Origin of the sequence: Planktothrix serta PCC 8927 (assembly GCF_900010725.2) — a bacterium.
GTDB lineage: Bacteria > Cyanobacteriota > Cyanobacteriia > Cyanobacteriales > Microcoleaceae > Planktothrix > Planktothrix serta.
Genome location: NZ_LR734844.1, coordinates 158946 through 185764 on the forward strand (window position 1 = coordinate 158946; position 26819 = coordinate 185764).

General features: G+C 40.3%; 19 protein-coding genes and 4 pseudogenes. 15 read left to right on the top strand and 8 right to left on the bottom strand.

What is annotated here, in order from left to right:
* Window positions 1-17 precede the first annotated feature (17 nt).
* The 6 genes and pseudogenes from PL8927_RS05805 to PL8927_RS05830 all read left to right on the top strand — a co-directional run bounded on the left by PL8927_RS05805 (window position 18) and on the right by PL8927_RS05830 (window position 8239).
* Window positions 18-2168 (top strand): Tex family protein, encoded by a 2151-nt coding sequence (locus PL8927_RS05805; RefSeq protein WP_083618529.1) that lies wholly within the window; start codon window positions 18-20, stop codon window positions 2166-2168.
* A gap of 150 nt (window positions 2169-2318) precedes the next feature.
* The gene (locus PL8927_RS05810) at window positions 2319-3413 is read left to right on the top strand and encodes a DUF262 domain-containing protein (RefSeq protein WP_083618531.1); all 1095 of its coding nucleotides are present in this window, start codon (window positions 2319-2321) and stop codon (window positions 3411-3413) included.
* On the top strand, window positions 3406-4038 hold the full coding sequence (locus PL8927_RS05815; protein ID WP_083618533.1) for an MAE_28990/MAE_18760 family HEPN-like nuclease: 633 nt from the start codon (window positions 3406-3408) through the stop codon (window positions 4036-4038). Before PL8927_RS05810 ends, PL8927_RS05815 begins: the two co-directional genes overlap by 8 nt.
* 71 nt (window positions 4039-4109) lie before the next feature.
* A pseudogene (locus PL8927_RS05820) lies at window positions 4110-4661 on the top strand (chloride channel protein); the annotation flags it as partial.
* Between the two features lie 96 nt (window positions 4662-4757).
* Window positions 4758-5870 carry an ISAs1 family transposase gene (locus PL8927_RS05825; RefSeq protein WP_083618825.1) on the top strand — a complete coding sequence of 371 codons (1113 nt, stop codon included), beginning with the start codon at window positions 4758-4760 and terminating at the stop codon, window positions 5868-5870.
* Window positions 5871-5911: 41 nt separating this feature from the next.
* Complete coding sequence (locus PL8927_RS05830; protein ID WP_083618535.1) at window positions 5912-8239, top strand: chloride channel protein; 2328 nt, start codon at window positions 5912-5914, stop codon at window positions 8237-8239.
* Between the two features lie 13 nt (window positions 8240-8252).
* On the opposite strand, the gene PL8927_RS05835 is transcribed toward PL8927_RS05830, so the two are convergent.
* The 4 genes from PL8927_RS05835 to PL8927_RS05850 all read right to left on the bottom strand — a co-directional run bounded on the left by PL8927_RS05835 (window position 8253) and on the right by PL8927_RS05850 (window position 13381).
* A complete protein-coding gene (locus tag PL8927_RS05835) occupies window positions 8253-8513 on the bottom strand; it encodes a Mo-dependent nitrogenase C-terminal domain-containing protein (protein ID WP_331281798.1) in 261 nt (86 codons plus the stop codon).
* 205 nt (window positions 8514-8718) lie between these two features.
* The gene (gene pbpC, locus PL8927_RS05840; RefSeq protein ID WP_083618539.1) at window positions 8719-11049 is read right to left on the bottom strand and encodes a penicillin-binding protein 1C; all 2331 of its coding nucleotides are present in this window, start codon (window positions 11047-11049) and stop codon (window positions 8719-8721) included.
* 187 nt (window positions 11050-11236) lie between these two features.
* Window positions 11237-12115, bottom strand: coding sequence for an alpha/beta fold hydrolase (locus PL8927_RS05845; RefSeq protein ID WP_083618541.1), 879 nt, complete (start codon window positions 12113-12115; stop codon window positions 11237-11239).
* Window positions 12116-12166: 51 nt separating this feature from the next.
* Complete coding sequence (locus PL8927_RS05850; protein WP_083618827.1) at window positions 12167-13381, bottom strand: RNA-guided endonuclease InsQ/TnpB family protein; 1215 nt, start codon at window positions 13379-13381, stop codon at window positions 12167-12169.
* A 57-nt stretch (window positions 13382-13438) separates the two neighbouring features.
* Between PL8927_RS05850 and PL8927_RS28395 the strand changes: the two are divergent.
* The 6 genes and pseudogenes from PL8927_RS28395 to PL8927_RS05880 form a co-directional block, all read left to right on the top strand.
* A pseudogene (locus PL8927_RS28395) lies at window positions 13439-13600 on the top strand (IS200/IS605 family transposase); the annotation flags it as partial.
* A gap of 310 nt (window positions 13601-13910) precedes the next feature.
* Complete coding sequence (gene speB / locus PL8927_RS05860; protein ID WP_083618543.1) at window positions 13911-14831, top strand: agmatinase; 921 nt, start codon at window positions 13911-13913, stop codon at window positions 14829-14831.
* A gap of 213 nt (window positions 14832-15044) precedes the next feature.
* Window positions 15045-15584, top strand: coding sequence for a thioredoxin family protein (locus tag PL8927_RS05865; protein ID WP_083618545.1), 540 nt, complete (start codon window positions 15045-15047; stop codon window positions 15582-15584).
* A 201-nt stretch (window positions 15585-15785) separates the two neighbouring features.
* Entirely contained in the window at window positions 15786-16514 is a 729-nt protein-coding gene (pyrH, locus tag PL8927_RS05870; protein ID WP_083618547.1) for a UMP kinase, read from the top strand.
* Entirely contained in the window at window positions 16501-17049 is a 549-nt protein-coding gene (gene frr, locus PL8927_RS05875) for a ribosome recycling factor (RefSeq protein ID WP_083618549.1), read from the top strand. Before pyrH ends, frr begins: the two co-directional genes overlap by 14 nt.
* A gap of 87 nt (window positions 17050-17136) precedes the next feature.
* Window positions 17137-18225: a geranylgeranyl reductase family protein gene (locus PL8927_RS05880; protein ID WP_083618829.1), complete on the top strand. Its 1089-nt coding sequence runs from the start codon at window positions 17137-17139 to the stop codon at window positions 18223-18225.
* Window positions 18226-18274: 49 nt separating this feature from the next.
* Here PL8927_RS05880 and glgB read toward each other — a convergent pair whose 3' ends face one another.
* The 3 genes and pseudogenes from glgB to ltrA form a co-directional block, all read right to left on the bottom strand.
* Complete coding sequence (gene glgB / locus PL8927_RS05885; protein ID WP_083618551.1) at window positions 18275-20593, bottom strand: 1,4-alpha-glucan branching enzyme; 2319 nt, start codon at window positions 20591-20593, stop codon at window positions 18275-18277.
* Between the two features lie 287 nt (window positions 20594-20880).
* Window positions 20881-21162: a glutathione binding-like protein gene (locus PL8927_RS05890; RefSeq protein WP_231505926.1), complete on the bottom strand. Its 282-nt coding sequence runs from the start codon at window positions 21160-21162 to the stop codon at window positions 20881-20883.
* Window positions 21163-21231: 69 nt separating this feature from the next.
* A pseudogene (gene ltrA, locus PL8927_RS05895) lies at window positions 21232-23039 on the bottom strand (group II intron reverse transcriptase/maturase).
* A gap of 251 nt (window positions 23040-23290) precedes the next feature.
* Here ltrA and PL8927_RS29090 point away from each other — a divergent pair.
* Window positions 23291-23344 (top strand): annotated as a pseudogene (locus PL8927_RS29090) (cytochrome c oxidase subunit 2A); the annotation flags it as partial.
* A 277-nt stretch (window positions 23345-23621) separates the two neighbouring features.
* Here PL8927_RS29090 and PL8927_RS05905 read toward each other — a convergent pair.
* A complete protein-coding gene (locus PL8927_RS05905; RefSeq protein ID WP_231505927.1) occupies window positions 23622-23981 on the bottom strand; it encodes a glutathione S-transferase family protein in 360 nt (119 codons plus the stop codon).
* 208 nt (window positions 23982-24189) lie between these two features.
* Here PL8927_RS05905 and PL8927_RS05910 point away from each other — a divergent pair, with 208 nt between their 5' ends.
* Window positions 24190-24771 (top strand): hypothetical protein, encoded by a 582-nt coding sequence (locus PL8927_RS05910; RefSeq protein WP_083618555.1) that lies wholly within the window; start codon window positions 24190-24192, stop codon window positions 24769-24771.
* A gap of 62 nt (window positions 24772-24833) precedes the next feature.
* Complete coding sequence (locus PL8927_RS05915) at window positions 24834-26771, top strand: peptidoglycan D,D-transpeptidase FtsI family protein (RefSeq protein WP_083618557.1); 1938 nt, start codon at window positions 24834-24836, stop codon at window positions 26769-26771.
* Window positions 26772-26819 lie beyond the last annotated feature (48 nt).

A 26819-nucleotide genomic window follows, 5' to 3' on the forward strand; every position in this document is an offset into this window, starting at 1 on the left:
TGTTGATTTTGAATCCCATGCTCAATATTCCCAAAATCCTCGCACAAGAACTGTCTCTTAGACCCTTTCAAGTGGAAAACGCGCTACAATTGTTTTCTGAGGGTGCAACGATTCCTTTTGTGGCGCGGTATCGGAAAGAACTCACAGGTTCTTTGGATGAAATTCAACTGCGGGATCTCTCAGAACGTTATACCTATTTAACGGAATTAGAAGACCGGAAAAAAAGTATTTTAGAAGCGATCGCCTCCCAAGATAAACTAACTGATGAACTGCGAGATAAAATTGAAACTTGTTTACAAAAAACGGAATTAGAAGATTTATATTTACCCTATAAACCCAAACGAAGAACTCGCGCCACCGTTGCTAAAGAAAAAGGATTAGAACCTTTAGCTGAATTTATTGCTAATTTTAATCAACCCAATTCTCCAACCGTTGCGTTAGAACTGGAAGCCGAGAAATATATTTCTGAAGAAAAAGGCGTTAAAACCGTTGAAGATGCTTTAAATGGAGCTTCTGATATTTTAGCAGAAATCGTGTCAGAAAAAGCAAATTTACGAGCCTATTTGAGAGAATATTTAATGAATAATGGGGTATTTTCATCCTTAGTAAAAGAGGATTACCCCGAAGGAACAACTAAATTTGAAATGTACCGCCAATATCGAGAAAATGTACAGGATATTAAACCCCATAATTTGTTAGCGTTATTTCGCGGAGAAACAGAAGGAATCTTAAAAGTTGAAATTGAATTTGATCAGGATTTTGTTCTTTCTTATTTAGAATCTCAGGAAATTAAAACCAAAAATTCAGTTATTAGAAAATTTTATCAACCGATGTTAAAAGATGCCTTTAATCGGTTAATGAAAACTTCGTTAATGAGTGAAGTTAGAAGCGATCGCAAAGCCTACGCCGATTTAGAATCAATTAAAACCTTTGAAGCCAATTTAAGAGAATTATTACTCGCCTCACCTGCGGGAATGAAACCCACATTAGCCATTGACCCAGGGTTTAGAACCGGATGCAAAGTTTCAGTTTTATCCGAAACGGGAAAATTCTGTGAATATCATACTATTTTTCCCTATCAAGCAGAAGGTCAACGTCAAGATGCTGCGAAAAAGATTAAACAATTAATCGATAAATATAAAATAGAATTAATTGCTATTGGAAACGGAACCGCCGGACGAGAAACCGATGAATTTATAACAGAAATTATTGCTAAATTAGACCGGAAACCGATAAAAGTTATGGTAAATGAATCCGGTGCATCGATTTATTCGGCGAGTGACGTGGCGCGACAAGAATTCCCCGATTTAGACTTAACGGTGCGGGGTGCGATTAGTATCGGACGACGGTTACAAGATCCCTTAGCAGAATTGGTTAAAATTGACCCGAAATCTATAGGAGTTGGACAATATCAACATGATGTCGATCAAAAATTATTGAAGAAAAAACTCGATGATACCGTCGAAAGTTGCGTTAACTATGTGGGAGTGGAATTAAATACCGCCTCCAAAGAATTATTAACCTTTGTATCAGGAATTACGCCAGCAGTGGCTCAGAATATTGTTAATTATCGCAATGAAAATGGAGCTTTTAAAACCCGAAAAGAATTGTTAAAAGTAGCAAAATTAGGCCCTAAAGCCTTTCAACAGGCGGCAGGATTTTTAAGAATTCGAGGAGCGGTTAACCCTTTAGATAATACCGCCGTGCACCCGGAAAGTTATAAGGTGGTGGAAGTTATGGCGAAGGATTTAGGGGTTTCCTTAAATAATATTAGCCAATTTAAGGATAAAATTAAATCTGTTAAACTGGATAAATATGTTACTGACACCATTGGAATTCCGACCTTAAAAGACATTATTAATGAACTTGAAAAACCTGGACGAGATCCCCGTGCGGAGTTCAAATATGCCACGTTTAAAGAAGGAATTAAAGAAATATCAGATTTAAAAATAGGAATGGAATTAGAAGGAAGTGTGACGAATGTAGTTGCTTTTGGTGCATTTGTTGATATTGGAGTTCATCAAGATGGGTTAGTTCATATTTCCCAAATCGCGGATCAATTTGTTGATGACCCAAATAAATTTGTTAAAGTGGGTCAAGTGGTGAAAGTACGGGTAATGGAAATTAACGAGAAGTTAAAACGGATTAGTTTAACAATGAAATTGTAGGGAATACTGATGTTTTTAATCATGTGATCGGCTTAATTTCTTGCTATAATAACCTCCAAAGGTTAACAACACTCGAAAAACATCTATAGCAATCCCAAATAGGTTGTAATAATTTACAACTGATATGAAACAGCCAAAGGAGAAATAAAAATGCCTTCTCTCGAAGAAATAATAGATAAAAGAATTGGAGAAGTTCAAACTGATAGTTTAGATCTCAGTTTTGGTGAGTTGGTTAATCTTTACTCAGCATCGCCTCAAGAGCTTGTTATTCAGCCGGAATATCAACGTCTTTTTCGTTGGTCAGATGACAAAAAATCACGATTGATAGAATCAATTCTTCTCAAACTCCCGATTCCTCAAATTTTTGTTATGGAAAGAGAGAAGAGTGTCTTAGAATTAATTGATGGTTTACAACGATTGGTTTCTGTCATTCAATTTATAAATTCTTCGGTATTAGGTTTAGAACCTCTAGTCCTTCAGGGATGTGATTTAATTCAGGAATTAAACGGTCAAACATTTGAAGACTTGCCCTTAAGACTCAAGTTAACCATTAAACGCTCATCCATCAGAACAGTTATTATTAAACGTCCCAGCCAATCTACTTTAAGGTATGCGATGTTTAAACGTTTAAATACAGGAGGGGAAAACTTAGATTCTCAAGAAATTCGCAACTGTTCAGCCAGAATGGTTGGAGAAGAAGGAATTCGTTTCTGTGAGTTTATTCAGAAATGTGCTTCTTATCCAGCCTTTATCAATTGCATAGAACCTTTAGCCCAAGTAGAAAAAGACAAAAAAGGAGATGAAGAATTAGTTTTAAGATTTTTTGCTGCTAAAAATGCTCAAAATCTATTTAAAGGAAGTGTACAAGATTGGCTGACTAATTATATGGAAAAAGTATTGTTAAAAGAAATTGATTTTAATTATCAGGTAGAACAAGATCAATTTAATCAGCTATTTGCTTTTTTAAGTAACACATTAGGTGAAGGAACATTTGTAAAGTATAGAGGAGAAAAACCTATAGGGGGTCTAGCTCCTGCATATTATGAAGCTATTACTGTTGGAACATTGAATGCGCTGGATCAAATCCGTAATCTTCCAATTGATCACATTAAAAATAAGATTATCCAAACGGTTCAAACTGAAGAATTTAGACAAAATACAGGTTCGGGAGCCAACAAACGGGAAAAGTTAGAAGGCAGAATTAAAGTTATTGAAAATGCACTTTTAAAATTAAGCAATGAGTAACTGGTTAAAAAGATTAGAAGAAGATTTAAACTGGAGAGAGACAGAGCTAGGGATTTTAAAGCAGCAAGCTCGTTTAGCCTCCAAAGACTCGGATCGATATCGAGTTCTTCTGCGTGCATTATTGGCGATGCTCTATGCTCACTATGAGGGATTTTGCAAATTTGCTTGGGATCTTTATTTAGAAGAATTACAGAAATTAGGAATTAAGAGAAAAGATTGTAGAGAAGAAATCGCTAAACTATCGTTACAAAAATATCTTAATAGCTTTAAATGGGACTTAAGTATAGATAGCTTTTGGGAATTCGGGCAAACGGGGTTTCAAAAAATGTTAGAAGAAAATTTAGATTTTTCAACAAAACTTGATACAGAATCAAATCTTTATCCAAATTTATTAAAGAAAAACTCTATTCAGGTTTGTTTAAATTACCAATTAGTTGAAAAATATGAAATAGAGTTGAAAACTTTGGTAAAAAGGCGGAATGAAATTGCTCATGGGAAACAGATGGTGATCAAAGACTTGCAAGAATATCAAAAATATGAAGATGCTGCAATAGAAGTTATGCACGAATTAGCAATCTCTATCGTTGATTGTTTGGATAATAAGTCATATCTGAAAAATCCCTAATTAAAAATCATGCTCTAAATCTCCCTGACAAGCTGCTATTCTAAACAATAGCCAAAATTTCTATTGTCTTTATGTGGCGCATCTCTATCCCCAGAGAAATTTCCGTTCTATCCTCCAAAATTTTATCACCCACGACCCCTAAACGTTATGCCATTATTGAAGCCTGTTTAATTGGCTTAGTGTCGGGTTTGGCTGCATTTCTATTAAAAGAAGGTGCAGGATGGTTAGGGTCTTGGCGAATTTCCGAATCCTTAAATGCTGCGGTTCCCGCTTGGATTTTTCTTCCAGGTGTGGGATTAATGGGTGGTTTATTGACAGGTTTTTTAGTAGAAAGATTAGCGCCAGAAACCGCCGGAAGTGGAATTCCACAAGTTAAAGCCGCATTGGCTGGAGAACCGATTTCCCTTGACTTTCGAGTCGCATTTGCTAAACTCATCGGTACGATGTTTACGATGGGTTCGGGATTAACTTTAGGACGTCAGGGGCCGACCGTACAAATCGGCGCCGCCTTAGCTGCTTGGATTAGTCGTTGGGTTCCCACTTCTCCTAATTATCGCCGTCAATTAATAGCTTGTGGTGCCGCCGCCGGGTTAGCCGCCGGATTTAATGCCCCCATCGCGGGGCAGGGCTGTTTCAAAGTCGGGGGGAAAAGAGTAAAGAAAGAGCGATCGCTACCTGATAAAATCAAGAGCGGTCGCTTATTTTTTACAAAAATAAAGATGCTAACAACTCTAATAGAAAAACTGAAAAAAGTCAAGGATTACCGGAAAGCCCAGGGGACAAGGCATCCCATATGGCTAGTATTATTAATAGTCATCTTGGGGCTAATGTCGAGAAATTTAGGGTACAGAGAACTGGAAAATTTTGCTAAAATTAATCGAAAAGAACTCAGCCAAGTTTTAAAAATCAAGCTAGAAAAACTGCCATCATACTCAACAATAAGAAGAGTAATACAAGGGGTAGAATGGTCAAATTTAATCGAGATATTTAATCAATGGGCGGCTTTGAATTATCCGCATCAAGAAGAACTAGATTGGTTAGCAGTAGATGGAAAAAGCCTCAGAAGCACTTTGAAAGATTTTGGAGATAACTCCCAAAATTTTGTGATGATTGTTTCACTATTTAGTCAAAGAACAGGATGTGTATTAAACCTGAAAAAGTTGGAGAACAAAAAAGGATCAGAAATCAGCCAAGCGCAAGAGATAGTAAGGGATTGCCAGTTAAAAGGAAAAGTAATAACCTTTGATGCGTTGCACTGTAATCAGAAGACTGCTGCTCTAGTCATTGAGAGTGGAAATGATTATATAATGGCTTTAAAGAAAAATCAAAAAAAGTTATATGAGCAAGTTGAAGCTGTAATAAAAAGTGAAAATCCTTTGAGTGTAGATGTGACACATGAACACAGCCATGGCAGAAAAATTACTCGAAAAGTTTCGATTTATCAAGTCAATAGCGACTTCTACAAAGGGTGGAATCATCTGAAACTTGTGATTCAGATAGAAAGAAGTGGCAATAGAGGAAAAAAGCCCTACAAAGAAAAAGTATATTATATCAGTAGTGTCGTTAACGAGGCTCAAACGTTGGCTCAAATCATTAAAGGACATTGGGGGATTGAGAATCAATGCCATTGGGTAAAAGATGTAATTTTTCAAGAAGATAAAAGCCGAATTCGTAACTTTCAAGCGGCTACTAACTTCTCAACTCTCAAAACTCTGGTGATCAATCTTTTCAGAAGTTGGGGTTTTGTATCAATAACAGAAGGACAACGATGGTTAACTGCTCACTGGTACAAGATTTTCAGTCTTGGGGAACTGTTTCCCCTAAAATCCTAAAAATAATCGAGTAAATTCTAGTAAAAATCCAAATAAAATAGATGGAAACTCTCTATGGAAAAGCCATAGAGGAGTTTTTACTACTCAAAAATCAGAAAGATTATTCCTTGACTAACATTCCTGATAATTCAGCTAGAATTACTCAGTTTTTGGGTTTTAATTTAGAAAATTGGGGACTCAATTTGTCTCCCCAATTTTGTAGAATGAAACAGCCCTGCATCGCGGGGGTGTTATTTGTAGTCGAAGAACTGCTACATGATGTGTCAGGAATTACCCTTGGCCCTGCGATTATTGCCTCTTTTATTGGGGCGGTGGTTTCCCGTTTATTAGGAGGTCAAGAATTTAGTGATAGCCTAACAAAAACAATTATATTAGAAACGGTACAGGATCGATTAGTTTATGCCAGAGAAATTCCGTTATTTATTGTATTAGGAATTCTAGCGGGAGTTTTAGGAACCCTCTTTAGCCGCAGTATTATTGCGGGTTCAAAATTTAATCGTCGAGTGTTACATTGGGGATTACCTCAACGCATGGCGGTTGCAGGTTTATTATCAGGTTTAGTGGTATCTTTATTGCCTCTTTCCTTTAGAAATAATACCGGAATTCGAGAATTAATTTTAAGTGGAGAATTGCCCTGGCAAACCAGTGCTTTAGCGTTTACGGCTCATTTTATATTAACAGCAATTGCAGCCAGTTCCGGCGCACCAGGAGGATTATTTGCTCCCTCTTTAGTATTAGGTTCGGCGTTAGGACATTTAGTGGGAAGTTGGGAATCAGAATTCATGTTAGGCATTGACCAACCCACAGTTTTTGCCTTTGCAGGAATGGGGGCATTTTTTTGTGCCGTGGCGCGAACACCGATGACGGCGGTTGTAATTGTGTTTGAAATTACAACGGATTTCGGGTTAGTTTTACCGTTAATGATTTCTTGCATTGTAGCTTATTTAATTGCCGAAAAACTTGATCCTGAATCTCTCTATGATCAGTTATTAAAATTAAGTGGAATTGAACTTAAACCCGACAAACCTATGGATGGAGTATTAGAGAAATTACGAGCCTCTGATGTAATGCAACGCAATGTCGAAACCCTGTCGGGTCATTTAACCTTAGAACAAGTGATTGAAGCCTTTGCAACCTCCCATCATCGCGGATTTCCTGTGGTTGAAAATGGCAAATTAGTGGGAATTATTACCCAAACGGATTTAACCCAAATTAGTAGCCGTCAATTATCCGATCAGACCCCGATTGATCAGTTAATGACAACTCAACCGATTACCGTTGGGCCTGATGATAATTTAACTCAGGTTTTGTATTTATTGGGTCATTATAAACTCAGTCGTTTACCTGTTATTGAACATCATCATTTAATCGGAATTATTACTCGCAGTGATATTATTCGCGCCGAATTAGGTCAAATTAGTGGGGAAACAACCCAAGTGGGACGACATCATGAACCTTCTTATATTGCTTATCAAACCAGGGGGCCACAAACAGGAAATGGTCGTTTATTAGTCTCATTATATAACCCTCAAACTGCCCCAACCTTATTAAAAATTGCTATAGCGATCGCCCAAGAACGCAATTATGAATTAGAATGTTTAACCGTGATTACAATTCCCTATAGTCAATCCCCTTCAGAAACTCCAGTTCGGTTAACAAAAAGTCGGCGTTTATTACAACAAGCTGAACGCTTAGGACAGCATTTACAGATTTCTGTTCATACTCAAATTCGAGTTTCCCATGATGTTGCTCAAGCGATTTTAGAAACTACTCAAAAGGAACATATTGATTTATTATTAATGGGTTGGCATGGGGAGAAGTCAGCCCCAGACAGGATTTTTGGCAACGTTATGGATACAGTTATTCGTCAAATTCCCTGCCAAATTATGTTAGTTAAATGGGCGAAACATCAAATTTCTGATGATCCTCAAACTGATGGCAATTCAGATATTGCGGCTTGCCCTGTTTTGGGCTGGCAGCGTTGGTTAGTTCCCGTGAGAGATACTTTAGAACATTCCGTTTCTGTGCAGCTTTTACCAGCATTAGTTCAGTTAAGTTTATCTCCTCAAGTTCGTCTTTGTCGGGTGGTGAAAACGGGGATTTCTGAACAGGAAATCAAAGATTTTAAGCGGGCTTCAGAACATTTAAGTGATCGTTTAAACACGGAGGTTATTTTTAACAGTGTTTGTTCTAATTCCGTATCAGAAGCCGTTATTGATTTAGCCAATAAAGATCAATGTGATGTGATTCTATTAGGAGCTAGTCGAGAAGGAATGTTAAGACAAGTGATTCAGGGAAATATCCCAGAAGCGATCGCTAAAAATTGTCACTGTACTGTCATTTTAGTGCGACCTGCGCTTCAAAAATAATCAATTGTGATGGTTAAATCGTCATCCCACATTCATCGACTAAATAACACATTGCTCGAAACCGCAAACCCATCAATTGTTCATAAAAAGGATTGAGTTTGCATAGGGGAGGAATATGCAAAATTGTATATCCAAATAGTTTAATATCCCGTGCAAAGGGACATTTCGCTGGAATTACCCGATATAAAAATAGGGCTAAATCAGGATTATGAATATCCAGATTATCTAACCCTTGACGGAGAGGATTAAGCAGATGAGAGATTAGGTTACGCATAGACATCTCGACTTGTTAGGGTACAATTGAACCGTGTTATTTTCGGTTTGCTAATTTCTACTTTACAAATCTCAATCAATAATTAGGTAAAGGATTTGAAAAGAGTTGATCGAAAATTATAAAAGTTTTGTAAAGATCCAAAATTTTTATTCTAAACTACAATCGGTAAATCCCCCTTTTTATTAGAGCTAATAATTAGCTAAACCTATTTATTAGTATTAACCACTGAAAACCCGCGACGATAGGGTTTTTTCTCTGCTTGTTGCACTTGAAATTGAACGGTATCCTGTTGAGTTCCTTGTTTAACTGTTAATGTCCATTGTCCCGGTTGCAATTGCCAAAACAGAGAATTAGCAGACTGAACATTGATTTTTTTCCCATTTAACCACCATTCCACAGACTGTTGAGAAGGGTTAGTAATTTTAAATTCCAATTTAGAATCATCTCCCGAATGAATCACAAAATAATCATCAGCTTGAGGAGAAATAATTGTTAACTGATTTTGTGTTAACTGAGGATGAGATTGTCGAGATAACCATTCATTATATTCAGAATTTAATTTGATTTGAGGTGATTTTTGATAATATGCAGAAACGTTTTTTAGATCAAAATATTCTAATACAATTCCTCCAGAACAATCGGGAGTCGGACGTAACCCTGTTGTTGCACAAATCGGTAACTGAACAAACCCTAAAGGTTTGGGAAAATTACCCGGTTCTTTTGTTTCATGTAAATGCAATATAATTCGATTCCATAAAGGTGCTGCACCCATTACCCCAGACACATTTTGCATTCCTTGACCGTCAAAATTTCCCACCCAAGTTGCAACGGTATAATCAGTTGTAAACCCCACTGTCCAAGTATCTCGATAATTAGAAGAAGTTCCCGTTTTTACTGCAACGGGGAAGGGTAAATTTAACACAGAATCAATCCCAAAAGAATAAGCTCTCGCATGAGCATCACTTAACATATTGGTGATTAATTGCCAGGATACAGCCGTATCAATAGATGGTGAATTAAGCTTAATAAGCTGTGCTTCACTTAAGATCACATTAGGATTAATAACTTTACCCTGATTTGCCATAATTAAATAAGCCTGGGCTAACTCCCATAAACTCACTTCTCCACTTCCTAATGTTAATCCTAAACCATAATAATCAGGAGTATGGGTTAAATGTTGAAAGCCTAATTTTTTTAATCGTTCTAAAAATACGGGAACTGTCACCTTTTCTAATACTTTTACCGCCGGAACATTTAAAGAATTTGCCAACGCAACTCGCACCCGCACGGGGCCTAAAAAGGTTTCGCTGTAGTCCGTTGGACTGTAAAGTTTTGCCCCAGGAATGGCATAATAAGTAGGAACATCTGCTAAAATTGTATTGGGTTGAATCACTGCTTCTGCTAAGGCTAATTCATATAAAAACGGTTTCAACGTTGATCCAGGTTGTCGCAGAGCTTGAACGCCATCATTTCGCCCTAATTGATCGCTATTAAAATAATTGGGAGAACCGACATAAGCTAATACTTCTCCGGTGTGATTATCAAGCACAATAGCAGCAGCATGATCAACATTATTGTCTTTTAAATTAATCAAAATTTGCTGAATTTGTGCTTCAATAAATTGCTGTAAGGGGCGATCAATGGTGGTTTTGATGTAATTAGCTAATCCGCGCTGTGTCAAAGGTTCAGAAGAAGGGGATGAACGAGTTAACTTTTCAGTTAGCCAAAATAGAAAATGGGGTGCGGCAATAATTCCTTGTTGTTGGGGTTGGAATGTTAACGTTTCTTGATAGGCACGTTCCGCTTGAATAGTAGTAATATATCCATCTTCAATCATGCGCTTTAAGACATAATTTTGACGTTTTTTTAAGGCAGATAAATTATGGTATGGATTTAAGTCTGTAGGGTCATTGGGAAGGGCTACTAATATACTGGCTTGGGCTAAATTTAATTCCGATGCTGAGGTGTTAAAATAGATTTTTGCAGCGGCTTCAACACCATACAAATTTCCTCCCATCGGTAAACGGTTAATATAAGCTTCTAAGATTTGCTGTTTATTCATTCCCGCCGTGAGTCGCCATGATAACCAAATTTCACCAAATTTATTCGGTAATGTTCGGGGTGCAGGTTCTAATAATCGTGCTAATTGCATGGTAATTGTAGACGCACCGCTCACAATTTGTTTGGCTTGAAAAGCTTCTAAAATAGAACGAACTAAGGCAACAGAATCAACCGCTCCATGTTGATAATAGCGTTTATCTTCGGCGGCAATAATCCCTTGAATAAAATGGGGTGAAATTTGACTTAAAGGCACAATTGCAGTATGATCTTGATTAGAACTCAGAATGGTTCCTAATGGTAAATGATTGCGATCGCTAAATTCAAACGCTACATCTTTTTGTTGAATATCTTCTGCTTGAATGGGAGCGAGATAGGGCAGCGATCGCACTATTCCCCCCAAACATAATATTACTATAATTGTTCGGATCGCCCGATGGCGAAAACAATACAAAATTTGGGGTAGAATTCTGTTCATCTCTCAGCCTCATGCTCAATTACTATGATTAATATTGGCAGTGCGATCGCTTATAAATCTGGGAATTCGTTAAAATCTTAACAACTCCCTGAATTGTTCTACATCTGAATAGCGATTATTTACGGATTAAAATCTCGGCTTTTATTTTATTTCAGTTTTGCTCAAAAACGGGTTTAAAGTGTGACATTTACCCTCCTAAAATCCAATCTAATAAAATAGGATTGACTAATTCTGGAGCTTCATCTTGGGGACAATGACCCACTCCTTCTAATCGAATAAACTGTTTAACCGTTGAATAGTGTTTAAATTCTTCTCCGAGTTCTATCGGTTCCCAAGGATCATCCGTTCCCCATAATATTAGAGCAGGACAAGATAATTTTGGTAATAAATCCTCCGGTAACGGCCCCTGAGAGTAACGAGTAAAGGCAGCAAAAACATCCACTGCTCCTTGATCTTGGGCAGGTTTTAATAATATTTCTACTAATTCATCCGTCACCGCTTCCTCTCGTTTATAGGCTTGTAATAATACTTTTTTAACGGTTTTTGGAGTAGCCAAAAGTTTAAAAAAGAATTGATTAAACCAGGAATATTTTAATAACTCTTGAACAAAACTAGATCCATAATTTCGATACCAAGGCATTTCCGAACGTTTGCGATCGTGTAATAATCTTAAAGAACAGTTTAATAGAGCCACTTCTTGAACTGTATCAGGATGATCAATAGCCGACTGCATTACCGCAATACAACCAATAGAATTTCCGACTAAAAACGCAGGTTCTTGAACAACTTCTCGACAAAAATCAGCGATTTGTTCTCCCCAACTTTCAAAGGTATAAGCAATTTCTGGACTTGGTTTCGGTTTCACTGACCCTCCAAACCCGATTAAATCTAAAGCAAAGACGCGACAGTGTTTCGCTAATTCGGGGATATTCTTCCGCCAATGACCCCAAGATGCTCCAAACCCGTGAACCAAAACCACCGCAGGGCCATTATTGCCCTCCCGCACATAACAAATCGGGTATCCTTTCCAAATCCAAGTTTGCGGTATAGATGAAGTAATCAACATAAGTTTAAAGGTAGAAGCAACAATTATTGACACTCCCACCCCTGCGCTACGCTAAAGGGGTGGGATTCTCGTATCTAGCCCAGTCAAAAAGAGGGTTAGTTGAATATACTCTTGTTTGACAGTATTCATCGAGTTCGGGGGTGTGCCAAGCACCCCATGATTTAAACCGGATGAATCCATTACAGAAGCATCTCTCTTTAGGTTCAAATCACATGAAAACCCATCCCATTGAGCTAGGTTTTTCGCAGCATTAAGATCGGAATTATGGTAGTGACCATTAGGGCAATTAAAATCCTGTCGATTTCTTTTACCAATAACACCACAAGTTGAACAAGATTTAGAAGTATAAGGTGCAGGTCTTTTGATGAGCTTCAATCCCTTAAGAACTAATTTATAACCAAGTTTTTGTTCTAAGGAATAATAAGACCAACTATGTCGAGATTGACCTGAATCAGAACGAAATTTCTGGCTCTGTTTCATCGTACCGCGACATCCTTCTAAATCCTCAATTACAACATCAGCATTGTGGTATTGGGCAAAACGAACAATTCGACGACTAATGGTATGATTAACTGCCTCGCTCCATCGTTGCTCTTTCTTGTTCCATTTCTTTAATGCTCGAAACTTTTTAGCCTCTTGAAGTTGTTTTCTTCGTTGTTGAAAATAACGTCTTCGATGCTTAACACCTTGACCATTAAAGAATTTGCCGAAACCTTCTTTTGGTGCAACCACCGCTAAATTATTTTGCCCTCTGTCGCATCCCAACCGTTTTTCTGTCTTAACTTCTGGAACATCCTCAGTGATTGACAGATAGACATACCACTTATTTTTGTGTTTAATTAGCTTAAAAGAACCTCCTTGAATTGTTCCCTCTAATAATCCATCTAAAATGGGTTGCCAATGAGCAAATGCAACTTCAATGGGGATTCTTTTTTCACCTTTGAGAGTCGGGAAGCTAATTGAATAAGTTTCACCTTTTTGGGTTAACTTCCAGTTTTGGTTATTAACTTCCACAGGAAGAACTTTATATTGTTTAGTTTTGCGACCCGTTGGGGATGTGGTATGTCGGATTACTTGATTAACTAGGGCAGATTTCAACTCGGACATGATTTTAGATGTTGTCATTTTACGCCGTTCTTTAATCGGCAATGACAACAGCTTGTTAGCAATTTGTGTGTTTTCTTCCGTCATTTGCTCAAACATCTGAGCTTTACAACGGTTGAGATCCACGAATTTTAATTTAATTATCCGAGTTATCTTAGTCATGTTAACCATGATAACATAAGGTTGATGAATCGTGTGTATCGACAATGACAGAAAATCATGTTTAGGATTAAAGGGGCATCATCAAGAATATTAAGAAAAGAATTTCCTCATTTACTTAAATTACCTTCTTTATGGACTAGGAGTTATTATTGCGGGACGGCTGGTTGTGTTAAGAGTAAAACTATCAAGAAATATATTGCCAATCAGAACTCTCATTAACTTTTACTCCGCCTAAAGGCGGGTATTCTACATCCCACGCTTAAAAGACGTGGGCTTTGAATACGGTTATTGTAAATATGAATGTAAAATTTTAACCCAAAATAAAAATTGCCGTAATGGCACGGTTAACAATTGTCCCCCTCCTGTGTCAAAATTAAGAGGTATTAATCCCTTAGTGCAGAAAGCTCAAAAATAATTGACCCCTGATCGGTCAACAGTTAATCGATTATGGATCAAAAATGGCTGCTGAGTGTAAACTCTTCTGCTTAGATGCACTAGCCTACTGATATTGCCTCGGATAGAATTAAAGATGATCTCAACTCTCTCTGCGACTACTGCTGTAGATTTTTTAGGTTCTGAAATTGTCCCTGACTACGAAACGGCTAAAGTCGTGATTTTACCGATTCCCTATGAAGCGACCACCAGCTATCGTAAAGGATGTGAAAACGGCCCCTCGGCGCTGTTAGAGGCGTCTCATCAGTTAGAATGTTATGATGAGGAATTAGATCGAGAAGTCTGTTTTGATGCCGGAATCTTCACCCATACTCCGATTGCTGATACTCGGAATGGAAAAACAGTTGCGGCGGAAGAAATGTTGAGTGTGACTCAAAAAACTCTCAAGGGTTTAATTGAAGATCAAAAATTCGTGATTTCTATTGGTGGAGAACATAGTATTACCGCCGGAGTCGTACAAGGATATTGTCAAGTTTATCAAGAACCCTTTACGGTGGTTCAAATTGATGCTCATGGCGATTTAAGACATGAATATGAAGGTACAATTCATAATCATGCTTGTGTGATGCGGCGAATTGTTAATCTGGGATTACCCACTGTTCAAGTCGGAATTCGAGCGATTTGTCAAGAGGAAGCCGATTTAATTAAACAGAAAAATTTAACGATTTTTCGAGCGAGAGAAATGGCGTTTAATCAAGATTGGATTGAACAAGCGATCGCCAGTATTCCGACGGAAAAAGTGTTTTTAACCATTGATGTCGATGGCATTGATCCGAGTTTAATTCCTGGGGTAGGAACCCCGGAACCAGGAGGATTAAATTGGTATTCTACCCTAACATTTTTAAGACATTTATTTGAGTCTAAAGATGTTATTGGATGTGATATCATGGAATTAGCACCAGTGGTTGATTCTGTTGTTTCTGAGTTTACTGTTGCTAAATTAACCTATAAATTAATCGGGTATCAAGCTGTTTCTAAGGGGTGGATTAAGGGTTAATCATAGACCGTTCAGAACTTAAGCATCAAACCCCAGAAACCGCGCTTCTGGCTGTTTTTCAGGGATAGAATCCAGATTTATTGCTCAGAAACTCGGTTTCTGCATCAGTTCTACCAATAACATACGCTAAATTGGATTAAAAGGCGTGCAGCTATATCAATAGATTACATCTAAATACAATTGCACTGTTTTGAGAAGGTAGGAAGACTAACTATGCAGGGTACTTTAATTAATAGCTACGCTCCAGATTTTGAATTACCAGGAATTGATGATGAAGTTCATCATTTGGCTCGTTATTTAGAAAAATATCAAGCCGTTGTGGTGGTTTTTATGTGTAACCACTGTCCTTATGTTCGTTTGTATTTAAACCGTCTCAAACAGTTACAACAAGACTATCAAGAACAAGGGTTAATCTTTGTAGGAATTAATGCCAATGATTCCATCCAATACCCGAATGATAGTTTTGAGAATATGAAAAGTTTTGCCCAAGAACAGGGGTTAAATTTTCCTTATATTCGAGATATTACCCAAGAAGTCGCGCACTGTTTTGGGGCTAATAATACCCCAGAAGCATTTTTATTAGATCAGGAAGGAATTGTGCGTTATCGAGGCTTAATTGATAATAATCCGACTTCTCCAGAAAATGTCACTGTCCCCTATTTAAAAAATGCGATCGCCCAACTTCTCAACAATCAACCCATTACTCCAGAACGGACAGACTCTATGGGTTGTTCGATTAAATGGAGACATTGAAGGTGTCGGCGGTTGAAGGTTGGCGGTTGAAGGTTGGCTGTTGACAGTTGAGTATTGCCACTCCCAACAATAGTTAACCGATACTTGAACTATAAATATCCTGATATGATAGCCCCAATGTCTAGGCTAATAGTAACGATAAACCCACTTCGTTAACGAAAATTGGCGATGTTGATTAATACAGAAGCTATGGGAGTATAAATGGGAACAGCGTACAAACGCATTTTACTAAAATTGAGTGGCGAAGCCTTAATGGGAGATTTGGGCTATGGTATTGATCCAGCCGTTGTTCAAGACATTGCCCAAGAAGTCGCCGAAGTTGTCAATATGGGCGTACAAGTCGCCATTGTGGTCGGTGGCGGTAACATTTTTAGAGGGGTGAAAGCCGCCGCTGGGGGAATGGATCGAGCAACGGCCGATTATGTCGGGATGATTGCAACAGTAATGAATTCGATTACCTTGCAAGATGCCCTAGAACAAATTGGAGTTCCGACCCGGGTACAAACGGCCATCGCCATGCAGGAAATTGCCGAACCCTATATCAGACGCAAAGCCATTCGCCACCTAGAACTAAACCGGGTGGTTATTTTTGGGGCGGGTTCCGGGAATCCTTTTTTCACAACGGATACAACCGCAGCATTACGGGCGGCGGAAATTGATGCCGAAGTGATTTTTAAAGCCACTAAGGTTGATGGCATTTACGATAGCGATCCGAAAAAAAACCCAGAAGCCAAACGTTACAAAACATTGACCTACGGCTACGTTCTCACCCATGATTTACGGGTAATGGACAGTACGGCGATTGCGCTGTGCAAAGAAAATAATATCCCTATTATTGTATTTGACCTCACTGTCCGGGGAAATATTAGCCGTGCGGTGAGTGGTGACCCTGTTGGAACTTTAGTAGGAGGTTTGTGTGAAGTTAGCTGACGTTGAAGATCACATGATGAAGGCGCTGGAAGCGACTCAGCGCTCTTTTAATACGATTCGGACTGGCCGAGCCAATACCAGTTTATTGGATCGAATTACCGTCGAATATTACGGCAGTCCCATGTCGTTAAAATCTGTGGCGAATGTTAGTACCCCCGATGCTACTACAATTGCGATTCAGCCCTTTGATCGCAATATGCTCAATACCATCGAAAAAGCGATTTTACTCTCTGATATTGGGTTAACACCGAATAACGATGGTTCTATTATTCGTTTGAATATCCCCTCCTTAACCACTGAACGACGGAAAGAATTAGTCAAACAAGTGGCTAAATTAGCTGAAGAAGGGAAAGTCGCCGTCAGAAATATTCGTCGGGATGCCATTGACTCTGTTCGGAAACAGGAAAAAAGCAGTGAACTCTCAAAAGACGAAGCGGCTGATTTACAAGATTCCGTTCAGAAACTCACAGACAAGTACATTGCTAAAATCGACGAAGCCTTAGCTGTTAAAGAAAAGGACATCACCACTGTTTAACTATTGTTGACTGTTGGCGGTTGACAGTTGACTGTTGACGGTTAACAGTCAACTGGCAACATATTCCCTAAAATACTTATGACAACGATGTTTGACTGTATTATTGTTGGTGCCGGCCCTGCCGGAGGAGCAGCAGCCTATCATTTGGCAAAACGCGGACGTTCAGTTTTAATTGTGGAAAGAAGCGCTTTTCCTCGCTTAAAACCTTGTGGGGGAGGCGTTTCTCCGGCGATCGCTCAATGGTTTGATTTTGATTTTAGTCCGGCAATTTCCACAACGGTTGAGCGCATTCGCTATACCTGGCAATTGGATGATGCCGTCGAGTCGGAAATTCCTACTCAGATGTGGATGGTGCGGCGAGAGGTGTTCGATCAGTTTTTAGTCGATCAAGCTAAAGGTCAAGGGGCAGCACTACAGGATAATACGGAAGTCACAGGGATTCAATTTAAAAGCGATCATTGGCAAGTGAATACCACCACTGAACCCCTAACGGCTCGATATTTAATTGGGGCAGATGGGGCTAAAGGCCCAATGGCAAAATGGTTAGGCTTGAAACAGTCTAAACTGCGTCAAAGTCAATTCATGGACGTGGCAACGGATCAAGCGTTGTTACCCAGTTTTGAGTTTGGGATGGTGAAAAATGGCAGTATTTGGGGGTTCCCGAAGGCTGATGGTTATTCTCTGAGTATTGCGACTTTCATCGGCGGAGAACCTAAAGATCTGAAGAAGGATTTACTCGATTATGCGACTAAAGCAGGTTTAGGGAGTTCTACGATTTATGACCATCCCCTGTGTCTGTGGGATGGAGATAAAATTCTACATACCCAAAATGCTGTTATTGCTGGGGAAGCAGCCAGTTTAGTTGATCCATTATCGGCCGAAGGGATTCGTCCGTCGATTTTGAGTGGAGTTAAAGCGGCCGAAGCCATTGATCAAGCGTTAGGCGGTGTCGGTAATGCCTTAGAAGGCTATACCCAAACGATGAAGACAGAATGGGGTGCAGATATGGTTTGGGCCGGACGTCTAGCGGGTGCGTTCTATCGGTTTCCAAAAGTGGCTTATAAGGCTGGGGTGAAAATGCCCGCAGCGACGAAAATCATGAGTAAAATTTTCTGTGGTCAACTGCGGTATGGGGATATTGCGAATAAGGCAATTAAACAATTAATGCCCTTCTAAAAATCAGTGTAGAGACGCGCCATGGCGCGTCTCTACACTGATAACTGATTTACGCTTCTATTGGAGGTGTGTCGGCGTCAATTGCTTGCATTGCTGCTTCTGTTTTAGGACGATCTAATTTGAGAACTAGAACCCCTAATGGAGGTAAACATAAATCCAAAGAATGGGCATAATTATGGAACCACCATTCATCCGTCCATTTACCGCCTAAATTCCCCATATTACTGCCGCCAAATTCACCCGAATCACTATTAAATAATTCGGTATAAAATCCCGGTTCAGGAACACCCACGCGATAATGACTATGAGGTTGAGGGGTAAAATTAGAAACCACAACTACAAATTCTTCAGGATCTTTGGCGCGACGAATAAACGACACCACACTATGACGATTATCAGTACAATCAATCCATTGAAACCCGGCTTCAGCAAAATCCTGTTCATACAATGAAGGTTCATTGCGATACAGTTGATTCAAGGATTGCATTAACCGTTTAATTCCTTGATGCCCCGGATATTGCATCAATTCCCATTCCAAAGTTCCCCAAGCATTCCACTCTTGACGCTGACCAAACTCCATCCCCATAAATAGGGTTTTCTTGCCGGGGTGAGTAAACATATAGGTAAACAAACACCGGACATTGGCAAATTTTTGCCAATCATCTCCCGGCATTTTGTTAGTAATATTGCTCTTACAATGCACCACTTCATCATGGGAAAGCGCCAACATAAAGTTTTCGCTGTGGTGATACCAAATACTAAAGGTAATGTTATTTTGATGGAATTGACGGAACCAAGGGTCCATGCTGAAATAATCCAACATATCGTGCATCCATCCCATGTTCCATTTCAGGTTAAAACCTAACCCACCCACATAAGTCGGCCAAGACACCATCGGCCAGGAGGTAGATTCTTCCGCAATGGATAAAGTCCCTGGATAGTAACTAAATAAAACATGGTTAGTTTGGCGCAGGAAGTCCGCCGCTTCAATATGTTCACAACCGCCATATTGGTTCGCCACCCATTCGCCATCGGGACGTAAATAGTTGAGGTAGAGCATGGAAGCGACCGCATCCACCCGAATTCCATCGATATGATATTTGTCATACCAGAATAGAGCATTACCCACTAGGAAGTTCCGAACTTCGTTGCGACCATAGTTAAAGACTAAGGTTCCCCATTCTTTATGTTCGCCTTTGCGGGGGTCAGCGTGTTCATAAAGATGGGTTCCGTCGAAGAAGGGTAAACCATGTCCGTCTTTCGGGAAATGTCCGGGTACCCAGTCCACGAGTACCCCAATGCCGTTTAAATGGCATTGATCGACAAAATACATGAAATCTTCAGGACTGCCAAACCGGGACGTTGGGGCATAATATCCCGTGACTTGATATCCCCAAGACCCATCAAAGGGGTGTTCAGCAATGGGTAATAATTCAATATGAGTAAACCCTAATTCCTTGACGTAGGGAATTAACTGGTCAGCCAGTTCTCGGTAGGTTAAAAAACGACCCCCTGGATCAAGCTCAGTGGCTTGTACAGCAGGTTCAACGGTGCCATCGGGTAAGACATGGGGTTGATCAAACGGAGCACGGTTCCAAGACCCTAAATGGCATTCATAAACCGATATCGGAGATTTTAGGGGATCGTTGTGGCGTCGTTGTTCTAACCAATCTTGATCGCGCCATTGATAGCTATCTAAATTAGCAACAATTGAGGCGGTTTTGGGACGAACTTCTTGATAAAATCCGTAGGGATCGGTTTTTTCGTAGATATGTCCTTCCCAGTTTTTAATTTCATATTTGTAGTGTTCGCCGGCTCCTATTCCAGGGACAAACAGTTCCCAAACCCCATTCCCTAACTTCCGCATTTGGTGTTTGCGTCCATCCCAATAGTTGAAATCACCAATGATCGAAACGTTGCGCGCACTGGGAGCCCAAACCGCAAAATACACCCCAGAAACACCATTGACGGTCATCAAGTGGGCGCCTAGTTTTTCATAAATCCGGTGATGGTTGCCTTCTGCAAATAGGTGAATATCAAGCTCGGTAAATTGGGGAGAACTGAAAGCATAAGGATCATAAACAACTCGCTCATGTTCTCCTTCTTTGAGTCGCAGTTGATAGTTAGCGAGTTCGGGAATATCAATGATGCACTCAAAGAAATGGGGATGATGAACGGACTGCATCGGGTATTCCTGTCGTTGTTCGGGTAACAGAACCCATGCCGCCTCCGCATTGGGTAAGTACGCCCTTACTACCCATACAGTTTTACCGTCTTGTTCAATTTGATGGGAACCCAACACTTCAAAAGGGTCTTGGTGATGGTTCCAAACAATTTTATCAATCTGATCAGTTGCGATGGTCGTCATGGGTTCCTACTGCTCTAAGATTACAAACAGATTTAATACAGATGCGAATGCTACTATTAATTTACATTTTTTAACACTTTTGGCAAACTCTGACCTCTGCATTTTTTGGTAAACCCCACTCTTACAGGGGTTGAGATTTGGGATAATGTTACTCGATTTTGACCCTCTATTTATCAACGGATTTCGGGTTTCAGGTTTCAGGTTTCAGGTTTCAGGTAGTAGCAGGTTTCAGGTTTCCCGCACTCCTTCCCCGACACCCGACGCCCCATTCCCCTGCTAAGGAGTGCTTATTTTTCTAATCCTGGTGGCAAGGGTTCACCGCAGAGATGGTGAATTTCAGCAATCCGGTTGAATAGCCAGGGGTAGCTATGGCGGTAGTCAGGAATCAGAACCAGAGGACTGAGAAGGGCCGCAGCGGCAATATCGGCAATACTAATACAATCGCCTACTAAATAGGGCTGTTGTTTCCAGATCTGCAACACTTCAAAAGCTGTTTTTAAGCGGGTTTTAGCCAGTTCAACCGCAGCAGAATTAATCTGATATTGCCAACGCACAACTTGAATTACCAATTGACTCGATAGGGACGGATCAATTTGTTTCCCTTCCCCAGAACGAAACTGTTAGAGTCGATTAGGGAGTTACCCCCCTAACCTCTCCTTCAGAACCGTGCATGAGACTTTCACCTCACACGGCTCCTTGATAATTCCATCCTTGTTATGGATACGATTCAAAACGGGTTATTGTCATGATTCTTGATTAGAGAACCATCCTTAGCCGTTTTTGCGTCGTGGCAATGTTTGTGTAAAAGTTGCAGGTTATCATAAGTGTCTTTACCACCTAGTGATGTTGGTTTAATATGATCAACTTCCACAATGTCTGTACTTGTAAAATACAGACCACAGTGAGGACAAATACCCTTTTGTTTCTTGATTAATTTGGAAACCCTGTTAGGAGTTTCAGGATATTCACCTCGACGTTTACTCCAATAAGTCCAGTTACCATCAAACGGACTAGCTTTACCTTTAACCTTTGTATGCCTTACGATTGGCGTACTGCTATGGGTGAGTAGTTCTAATCCATCTTCTGTACTGAAACACCAATTTCTGTCACCTACTGTTCTCCAGTATTTGTCTTTATTGATGTCCCCTTTTCCCCTCGTTCTTGCCCAAGCTCTTAACTTGTCATAAGTTAGATGGTCAACTTTAGAAAAAGTTTTCTTACTAACAACTGTTGAGTAATAGTTTGACCAACCTTTGATAATTGGATTCAGCTTACTAATTAAAGTGGCTTGTAGGGCGGTCTTATGGGTGTCTATTACTTCGGTTATCTTGACGAGATGAGTTTTGATTTTGGTTTTTGAGGGTGTGATTATTGTATTAAAACCTAGCGGTGTTCCTTTTGAGTTGTTAGCACATCGGTAGTTGCCTACTTTGTGTTGTTGTATATGGAATCCTAAGAACTCAAACCCAACGTTTCCATCAATTTCATTGAGGGTATGGGTTAATTTTGTTTTACTTGGTTTTAATTCCAATCCCATATCACTTAACCAATCGGCAATTATCTCTTGACACTTTTTGACAACGTTTAAATCCTCATGGATTATCACAAAGTCATCGGCGTAACGGATTAGGCTAAGGGATTCACGATTGTTTTGTTTATGCCCTTTTAGAGTTTCTGCGTATTGCTTAACTCTTTCTTCCATTCCATGTAAAGCAATATTTGCAAGTAAGGGTGAAATTACCCCGCCTTGTGGAGTACCATCATGGGTAGGAAAAAGTTCTTTTCCGACGCAATACCCTGCTCTTAGCCACACTTGAATTTGACGGCTTAAGGTGGGGTATGTGTGTATTTTGGAGATTAACGCTTTATGGTCTATGCGTTCAAAGCATTTGGCAATATCAGCATCTAGCACATATTTGGCTTTTTGCTTGATACTGTTGAAAATTGCCTCTATTGCATCATGACAGGAACGTCCTGGTCTGAAACCATAACTGTTTGGCTCGAATTTGGCCTCCCATTCTGGCTCTAACGCTAGTTTGACTAACGCTTGCAATGCACGGTCGTTGATTGTGGGTATCAAGAATGGACGGGTTTCTGTTGTTCCGGGTTTGGGAATATTAACTCTACGAGTAGGTTTAACCACCTTACCCGTTAACTTTAGTCGTCCTACAAGGCTCATACGTTGCTTTGGGGTCAGAGATTTAATTCCGTCCACACCTGCGGTATTTTTACCTTGATTGTCTTGTGTTACCCGACGTACCGCGATACATTTTGCTGACCAAGACCTAATCAGGGTCTTTTGAAGTTTGCGAACTGCTTTAACATCGCCTCGAGAACTCGCTTGAAATATGCGCTTTTGCAACTTAAAAGTTACCTTCTCTAGCTTGCGCCAATTAAGGTCTTTCCACTCCACCGTCTGATTGTTCAGCGTTTTAGATTTATTCATTGCTACTTGTTCTATTTCTTTGGAATTACCGAGTATCTGTCAGCATATCCCTTGCATTACCAAGGGCATTCGCTTTTGATACCATCCCTCCCCTAACTATCATTCGTTAGCTACTTACTGGTTATCGACCTTTTACCAGAGATATATAGGGGTTACTTCGTTCCGATTACACTTTGATTGAAGTCTTTAGCGTGATGCTATCCACCGGGTTTATTGGGCGGTGCTTATAAGTCGGATTATCAACCGCTTATGCCCTAATCCTTGCCTTTTGGCTTGGTGTTTATCAAGTTTTTATCTTGATTTAGCCGTTACACCATTTCTGTTAACGATGGTTCAAACACATCTTTGCTTACGCTACGCATGGACTTCTTTGCTCGATAGTTACCAGATTTGGCTACCAGTAGTTCTACCTTTTAACCCCGCTTTAGTCTGTTGGTTGCTACCCAAGCAAACTAGGGGTTATGCTTTCACCTCTGCACTTGAGGGGTAGGACTTGACGCACAGCGCCTCACCCACAAATGTAATCAGTTATCACCAGTCTTAACAACTGGGCTAACCGTCCCGTAAGCCTTTTAACTTACTTTAGGTTAAACGAATCGCACGATAATAAACAAATCGAGTCGCCGTTCCAATACTTTCATCTAACCAATCTTCTAATAATTCAGCTTGGGTTTGTTGATGGGGATCAACAAGAAATAATCGGGGATCAGGATAATGGTGTTCTAAATACTTAAAAATTTGAGTGGAATCTGCGATCGCTTCGGGTTGACCTTCTAATTGCGGTAATAAAACCGGAACCGTTGTCAGTCCTGTTAAGGGTTTGAGCTTAAAAGTATGAAGTCCAGGGGTGAGATTTTCCACTTGATAGGAAATCCCTTTATAGCCTAACGCTAAACGGGCTTTCCGACAGTAATGGGACGTACTAAACTGCAATAGGAGCATAAGAAAGTAAAAATGATTCGCTAAGAGGCAAAACTGCAATTTAACAATATTTTGGGGTTTTTTCGTGATTAGATAGTTACTAAGTCAGTTTGAGAATTTAAGGTGGGATTGTTCTGTTGGATATAATTCCTTCTGAACCCCACCGATCGTCAAGCATTGCCTTTCTATTTCCCCACACCGAAAGCTGAAGTCAAGGTAGGTAAATTTTATGACTGTTGCGTTTAAATCAACACCTTCTCCTCAACGCAGACCTTCTCGTCCCCTTCATCTTCCTGCTACCCAAAGTAAAGTTGTTCCCTTGGAGCAAGCACGGGAAAAACGGGTTACAGCCTCCTTGACGAATTCTGCACCCTTGGTAAGTTCGCCTTCTCCACAGTCAAGCAAGAGCGTGGTTAAGGTGCTGCCTAAGCCTCAACCTCAACCCTTGTGGTTAAGCTCTATGATGGTCTTACAAAGGGTTTCATCGGTTTTCACCTCGTTGATTATTGGCTCAACCTTGACGGTGTACGGTTTAACGGTTTATCGGGAGTCGAGTTGGACACAAGAATATCCTAGATTAGAACAGTTGCGTCTTCAGGAACAACAACTCCGCGCCACTCAAGAAGTATTAAAAAATCAAATTGCGATCGCAGCCGACGAGCCGACAACAGGCCTGGTTGTTCCCCAACCCAGTGATATGATTTATGTTGAACCTGCGGCTCCCCGTCCCGAACAATCGGTTGCACCTACTCCCCTTTTAGAATTAAACCATTCTCCCAACCCAGAAGCAGACAAACCTTTAGGATATTAATTAGCAGGTGTCAGATTTCCCGCACCCGACACCCGACACCCGACACCCTTCTTCCCTACTCTATGGCTTCTTCAGACTATTCTTCAGGTTCTCGTTTTCAACCGTCGCCATCTTCTCCGGGTCAACGTGGGGGGAAAAAATCGGCTACCGGACGCAAAAAAGCGACTATTCAGGGTCAACGCCGGAAATCTAAATCAGCGAATGCAAGGCCAATTAATCCATCGGTTGCGCCTCAAAAACGTTCGGTTTCTGATTCTCGACAGTTTGATCGGGCCGCGCCACGACTAGCACATCGCCACCGTTTAATATTAGTTTGGTTTGTGCTATTAGGAGGAATTGTCGGCTTATCGATTAATTTATTTCGCTTACAAATCGGTCAAGAATCTTCCTTTCTTCAAGAACAAGCTTCATCTCAACAACAACAACGAATTCTCCCCTTTGTTCCTCGACGTCCGATTACCGATCGCAAAGGAGATATTCTAGCTTTAGATCGGCGAGTTTATACTCTCTATGTTCACCCTAAACTCTTTAAACAATCTTCAAGCGAAATCGCTGAAAAGTTAGCTCCTGTCTTGTTAAGAGAGGACTTAACTACACCAAATGCTAACGAACTATTTCAACTTTTTGGCACATCTCCGAGCGGAATTAAAGTTGCCGATTTAATTCCCGAAGAAGTCGCAAATCGAATTCAAAGTTTACGTTTAGATGGATTAGAATTACTAGAAAGTCGTCAACGGCTTTATCCTCAACAGGATAATACCGCCGATGTTGTCGGTTATGTTAATCCTGAAGGCAAAGGTCAAGCGGGAATTGAATATAGTCAACAAAGTTTACTAGAGCGAACGATGCCCTCCTTGTCGTTTCAACGAGCAGCAAATGGGGCTTGGGTTCCTGAACACATTGCTACCGGATTTATCCCTGTTGATGATTTGGAATTACGGTTAACCATTGACACTTCCCTCCAACGAATTGCGCGTAAATCTTTGCAAAAATACGTTGAAGAATTTAAAGCTAAACGGGGAACTGTGATTGTCATGGATGCCAAAGATGGTTCGGTATTAACACTCGCAAATGAACCCTCTTATAATCCGAATCAATATTATAAATTTGACCTAGAACGGTTTAAAAATTGGGCGTTAACTGACCTGTATGAACCCGGTTCAACCTTTAAACCCATTAACGTTGCTTTAGCGTTAGAAGCGGGGGCTATTCAACCCGATAGTGTAGTGAATGATGAAGGGAATATTCAAGTCGGAGGTTGGCCGATTCAAAATTCCGACGGTTCCGCCAGAGGCGCCCTGAGTATTACCGATGTCGTCAAATATTCTAGTAACGTTGGCATGGTGCGAATTATGCAACGGATGGAGCCGGAGGTTTTTTATGAGGGCTTAAAACGCTTAGGGTTAGGAACAACCCTCGGAATTGATTTACCCTTTGCTGCTGCGAGTACGCTGAAAACGAAAGAACAATTTGTCTCCGCCTCCATTGAACCTGCAACCACTGCTTTTGGCCAAGGATTTTCGATTACCCCGATTCAGTTGGCCCAGCTTCACAGCCTTTTAGCCAATGGGGGTAAATTGGTGACTCCCCACGTTGTTCAAGGGTTATATAACAGCAAAAGTCAACTTTATTGGAAACTACCCCTTCCTGAACCGAAGCAAGTGTTTTCGACGGAAACGGCTGATGCGGTTTTAAAGATGATGGAAAGCGTTGTTAAAGAAGGAGGAACCGGAACTAGAGCCGAAATAGAAGGCTATCATATTGCTGGAAAAACCGGGACGGCTCAAAAAGCATCTCCCGATGGAGGCTATTCTTCTAATGCTTTAATTACCAGTTTTGTCGGTATTTTAAGTGTTGATCATCCCCGTTATGTGGTTGTCGCTGTAGTGGATGAACCCGTCGAAGGTCGCGCTGGCGGAATTGTTGCAGCACCGATTGTTAAATCTGTTATGGAAGCGTTAATTCATCTGGAGAAAGTTCCCCCCTCAGAAATTCCTTAAATTTCAGGGATTTTAGCGGAAAAAAATCTCAGCCGAGGAGGAAAACGG

Excerpts from the sequence above, each read along its gene's own strand:
- PL8927_RS05805 (WP_083618529.1), top strand. The coding sequence starts at position 18 with ATGCTCAATATTCCCAAAATCCTCGCACAAGAACTGTCTCTTAGACCC.
- PL8927_RS05810 (WP_083618531.1), top strand. The coding sequence starts at position 2,319 with ATGCCTTCTCTCGAAGAAATAATAGATAAAAGAATTGGAGAAGTTCAA.
- PL8927_RS05815 (WP_083618533.1), top strand. The coding sequence starts at position 3,406 with ATGAGTAACTGGTTAAAAAGATTAGAAGAAGATTTAAACTGGAGAGAG.
- PL8927_RS05825 (WP_083618825.1), top strand. The coding sequence starts at position 4,758 with ATGCTAACAACTCTAATAGAAAAACTGAAAAAAGTCAAGGATTACCGG.
- PL8927_RS05830 (WP_083618535.1), top strand. The coding sequence starts at position 5,912 with ATGGAAACTCTCTATGGAAAAGCCATAGAGGAGTTTTTACTACTCAAA.
- PL8927_RS05835 (WP_331281798.1), bottom strand. The coding sequence starts at position 8,513 with ATGCGTAACCTAATCTCTCATCTGCTTAATCCTCTCCGTCAAGGGTTA.
- pbpC (WP_083618539.1), bottom strand. The coding sequence starts at position 11,049 with ATGAACAGAATTCTACCCCAAATTTTGTATTGTTTTCGCCATCGGGCG.
- PL8927_RS05845 (WP_083618541.1), bottom strand. The coding sequence starts at position 12,115 with ATGTTGATTACTTCATCTATACCGCAAACTTGGATTTGGAAAGGATAC.
- PL8927_RS05850 (WP_083618827.1), bottom strand. The coding sequence starts at position 13,381 with ATGACTAAGATAACTCGGATAATTAAATTAAAATTCGTGGATCTCAAC.
- speB (WP_083618543.1), top strand. The coding sequence starts at position 13,911 with ATGATCTCAACTCTCTCTGCGACTACTGCTGTAGATTTTTTAGGTTCT.
- PL8927_RS05865 (WP_083618545.1), top strand. The coding sequence starts at position 15,045 with ATGCAGGGTACTTTAATTAATAGCTACGCTCCAGATTTTGAATTACCA.
- pyrH (WP_083618547.1), top strand. The coding sequence starts at position 15,786 with ATGGGAACAGCGTACAAACGCATTTTACTAAAATTGAGTGGCGAAGCC.
- PL8927_RS05880 (WP_083618829.1), top strand. The coding sequence starts at position 17,137 with ATGTTTGACTGTATTATTGTTGGTGCCGGCCCTGCCGGAGGAGCAGCA.
- glgB (WP_083618551.1), bottom strand. The coding sequence starts at position 20,593 with ATGACGACCATCGCAACTGATCAGATTGATAAAATTGTTTGGAACCAT.
- PL8927_RS05905 (WP_231505927.1), bottom strand. The coding sequence starts at position 23,981 with ATGCTCCTATTGCAGTTTAGTACGTCCCATTACTGTCGGAAAGCCCGT.
- PL8927_RS05910 (WP_083618555.1), top strand. The coding sequence starts at position 24,190 with ATGACTGTTGCGTTTAAATCAACACCTTCTCCTCAACGCAGACCTTCT.
- PL8927_RS05915 (WP_083618557.1), top strand. The coding sequence starts at position 24,834 with ATGGCTTCTTCAGACTATTCTTCAGGTTCTCGTTTTCAACCGTCGCCA.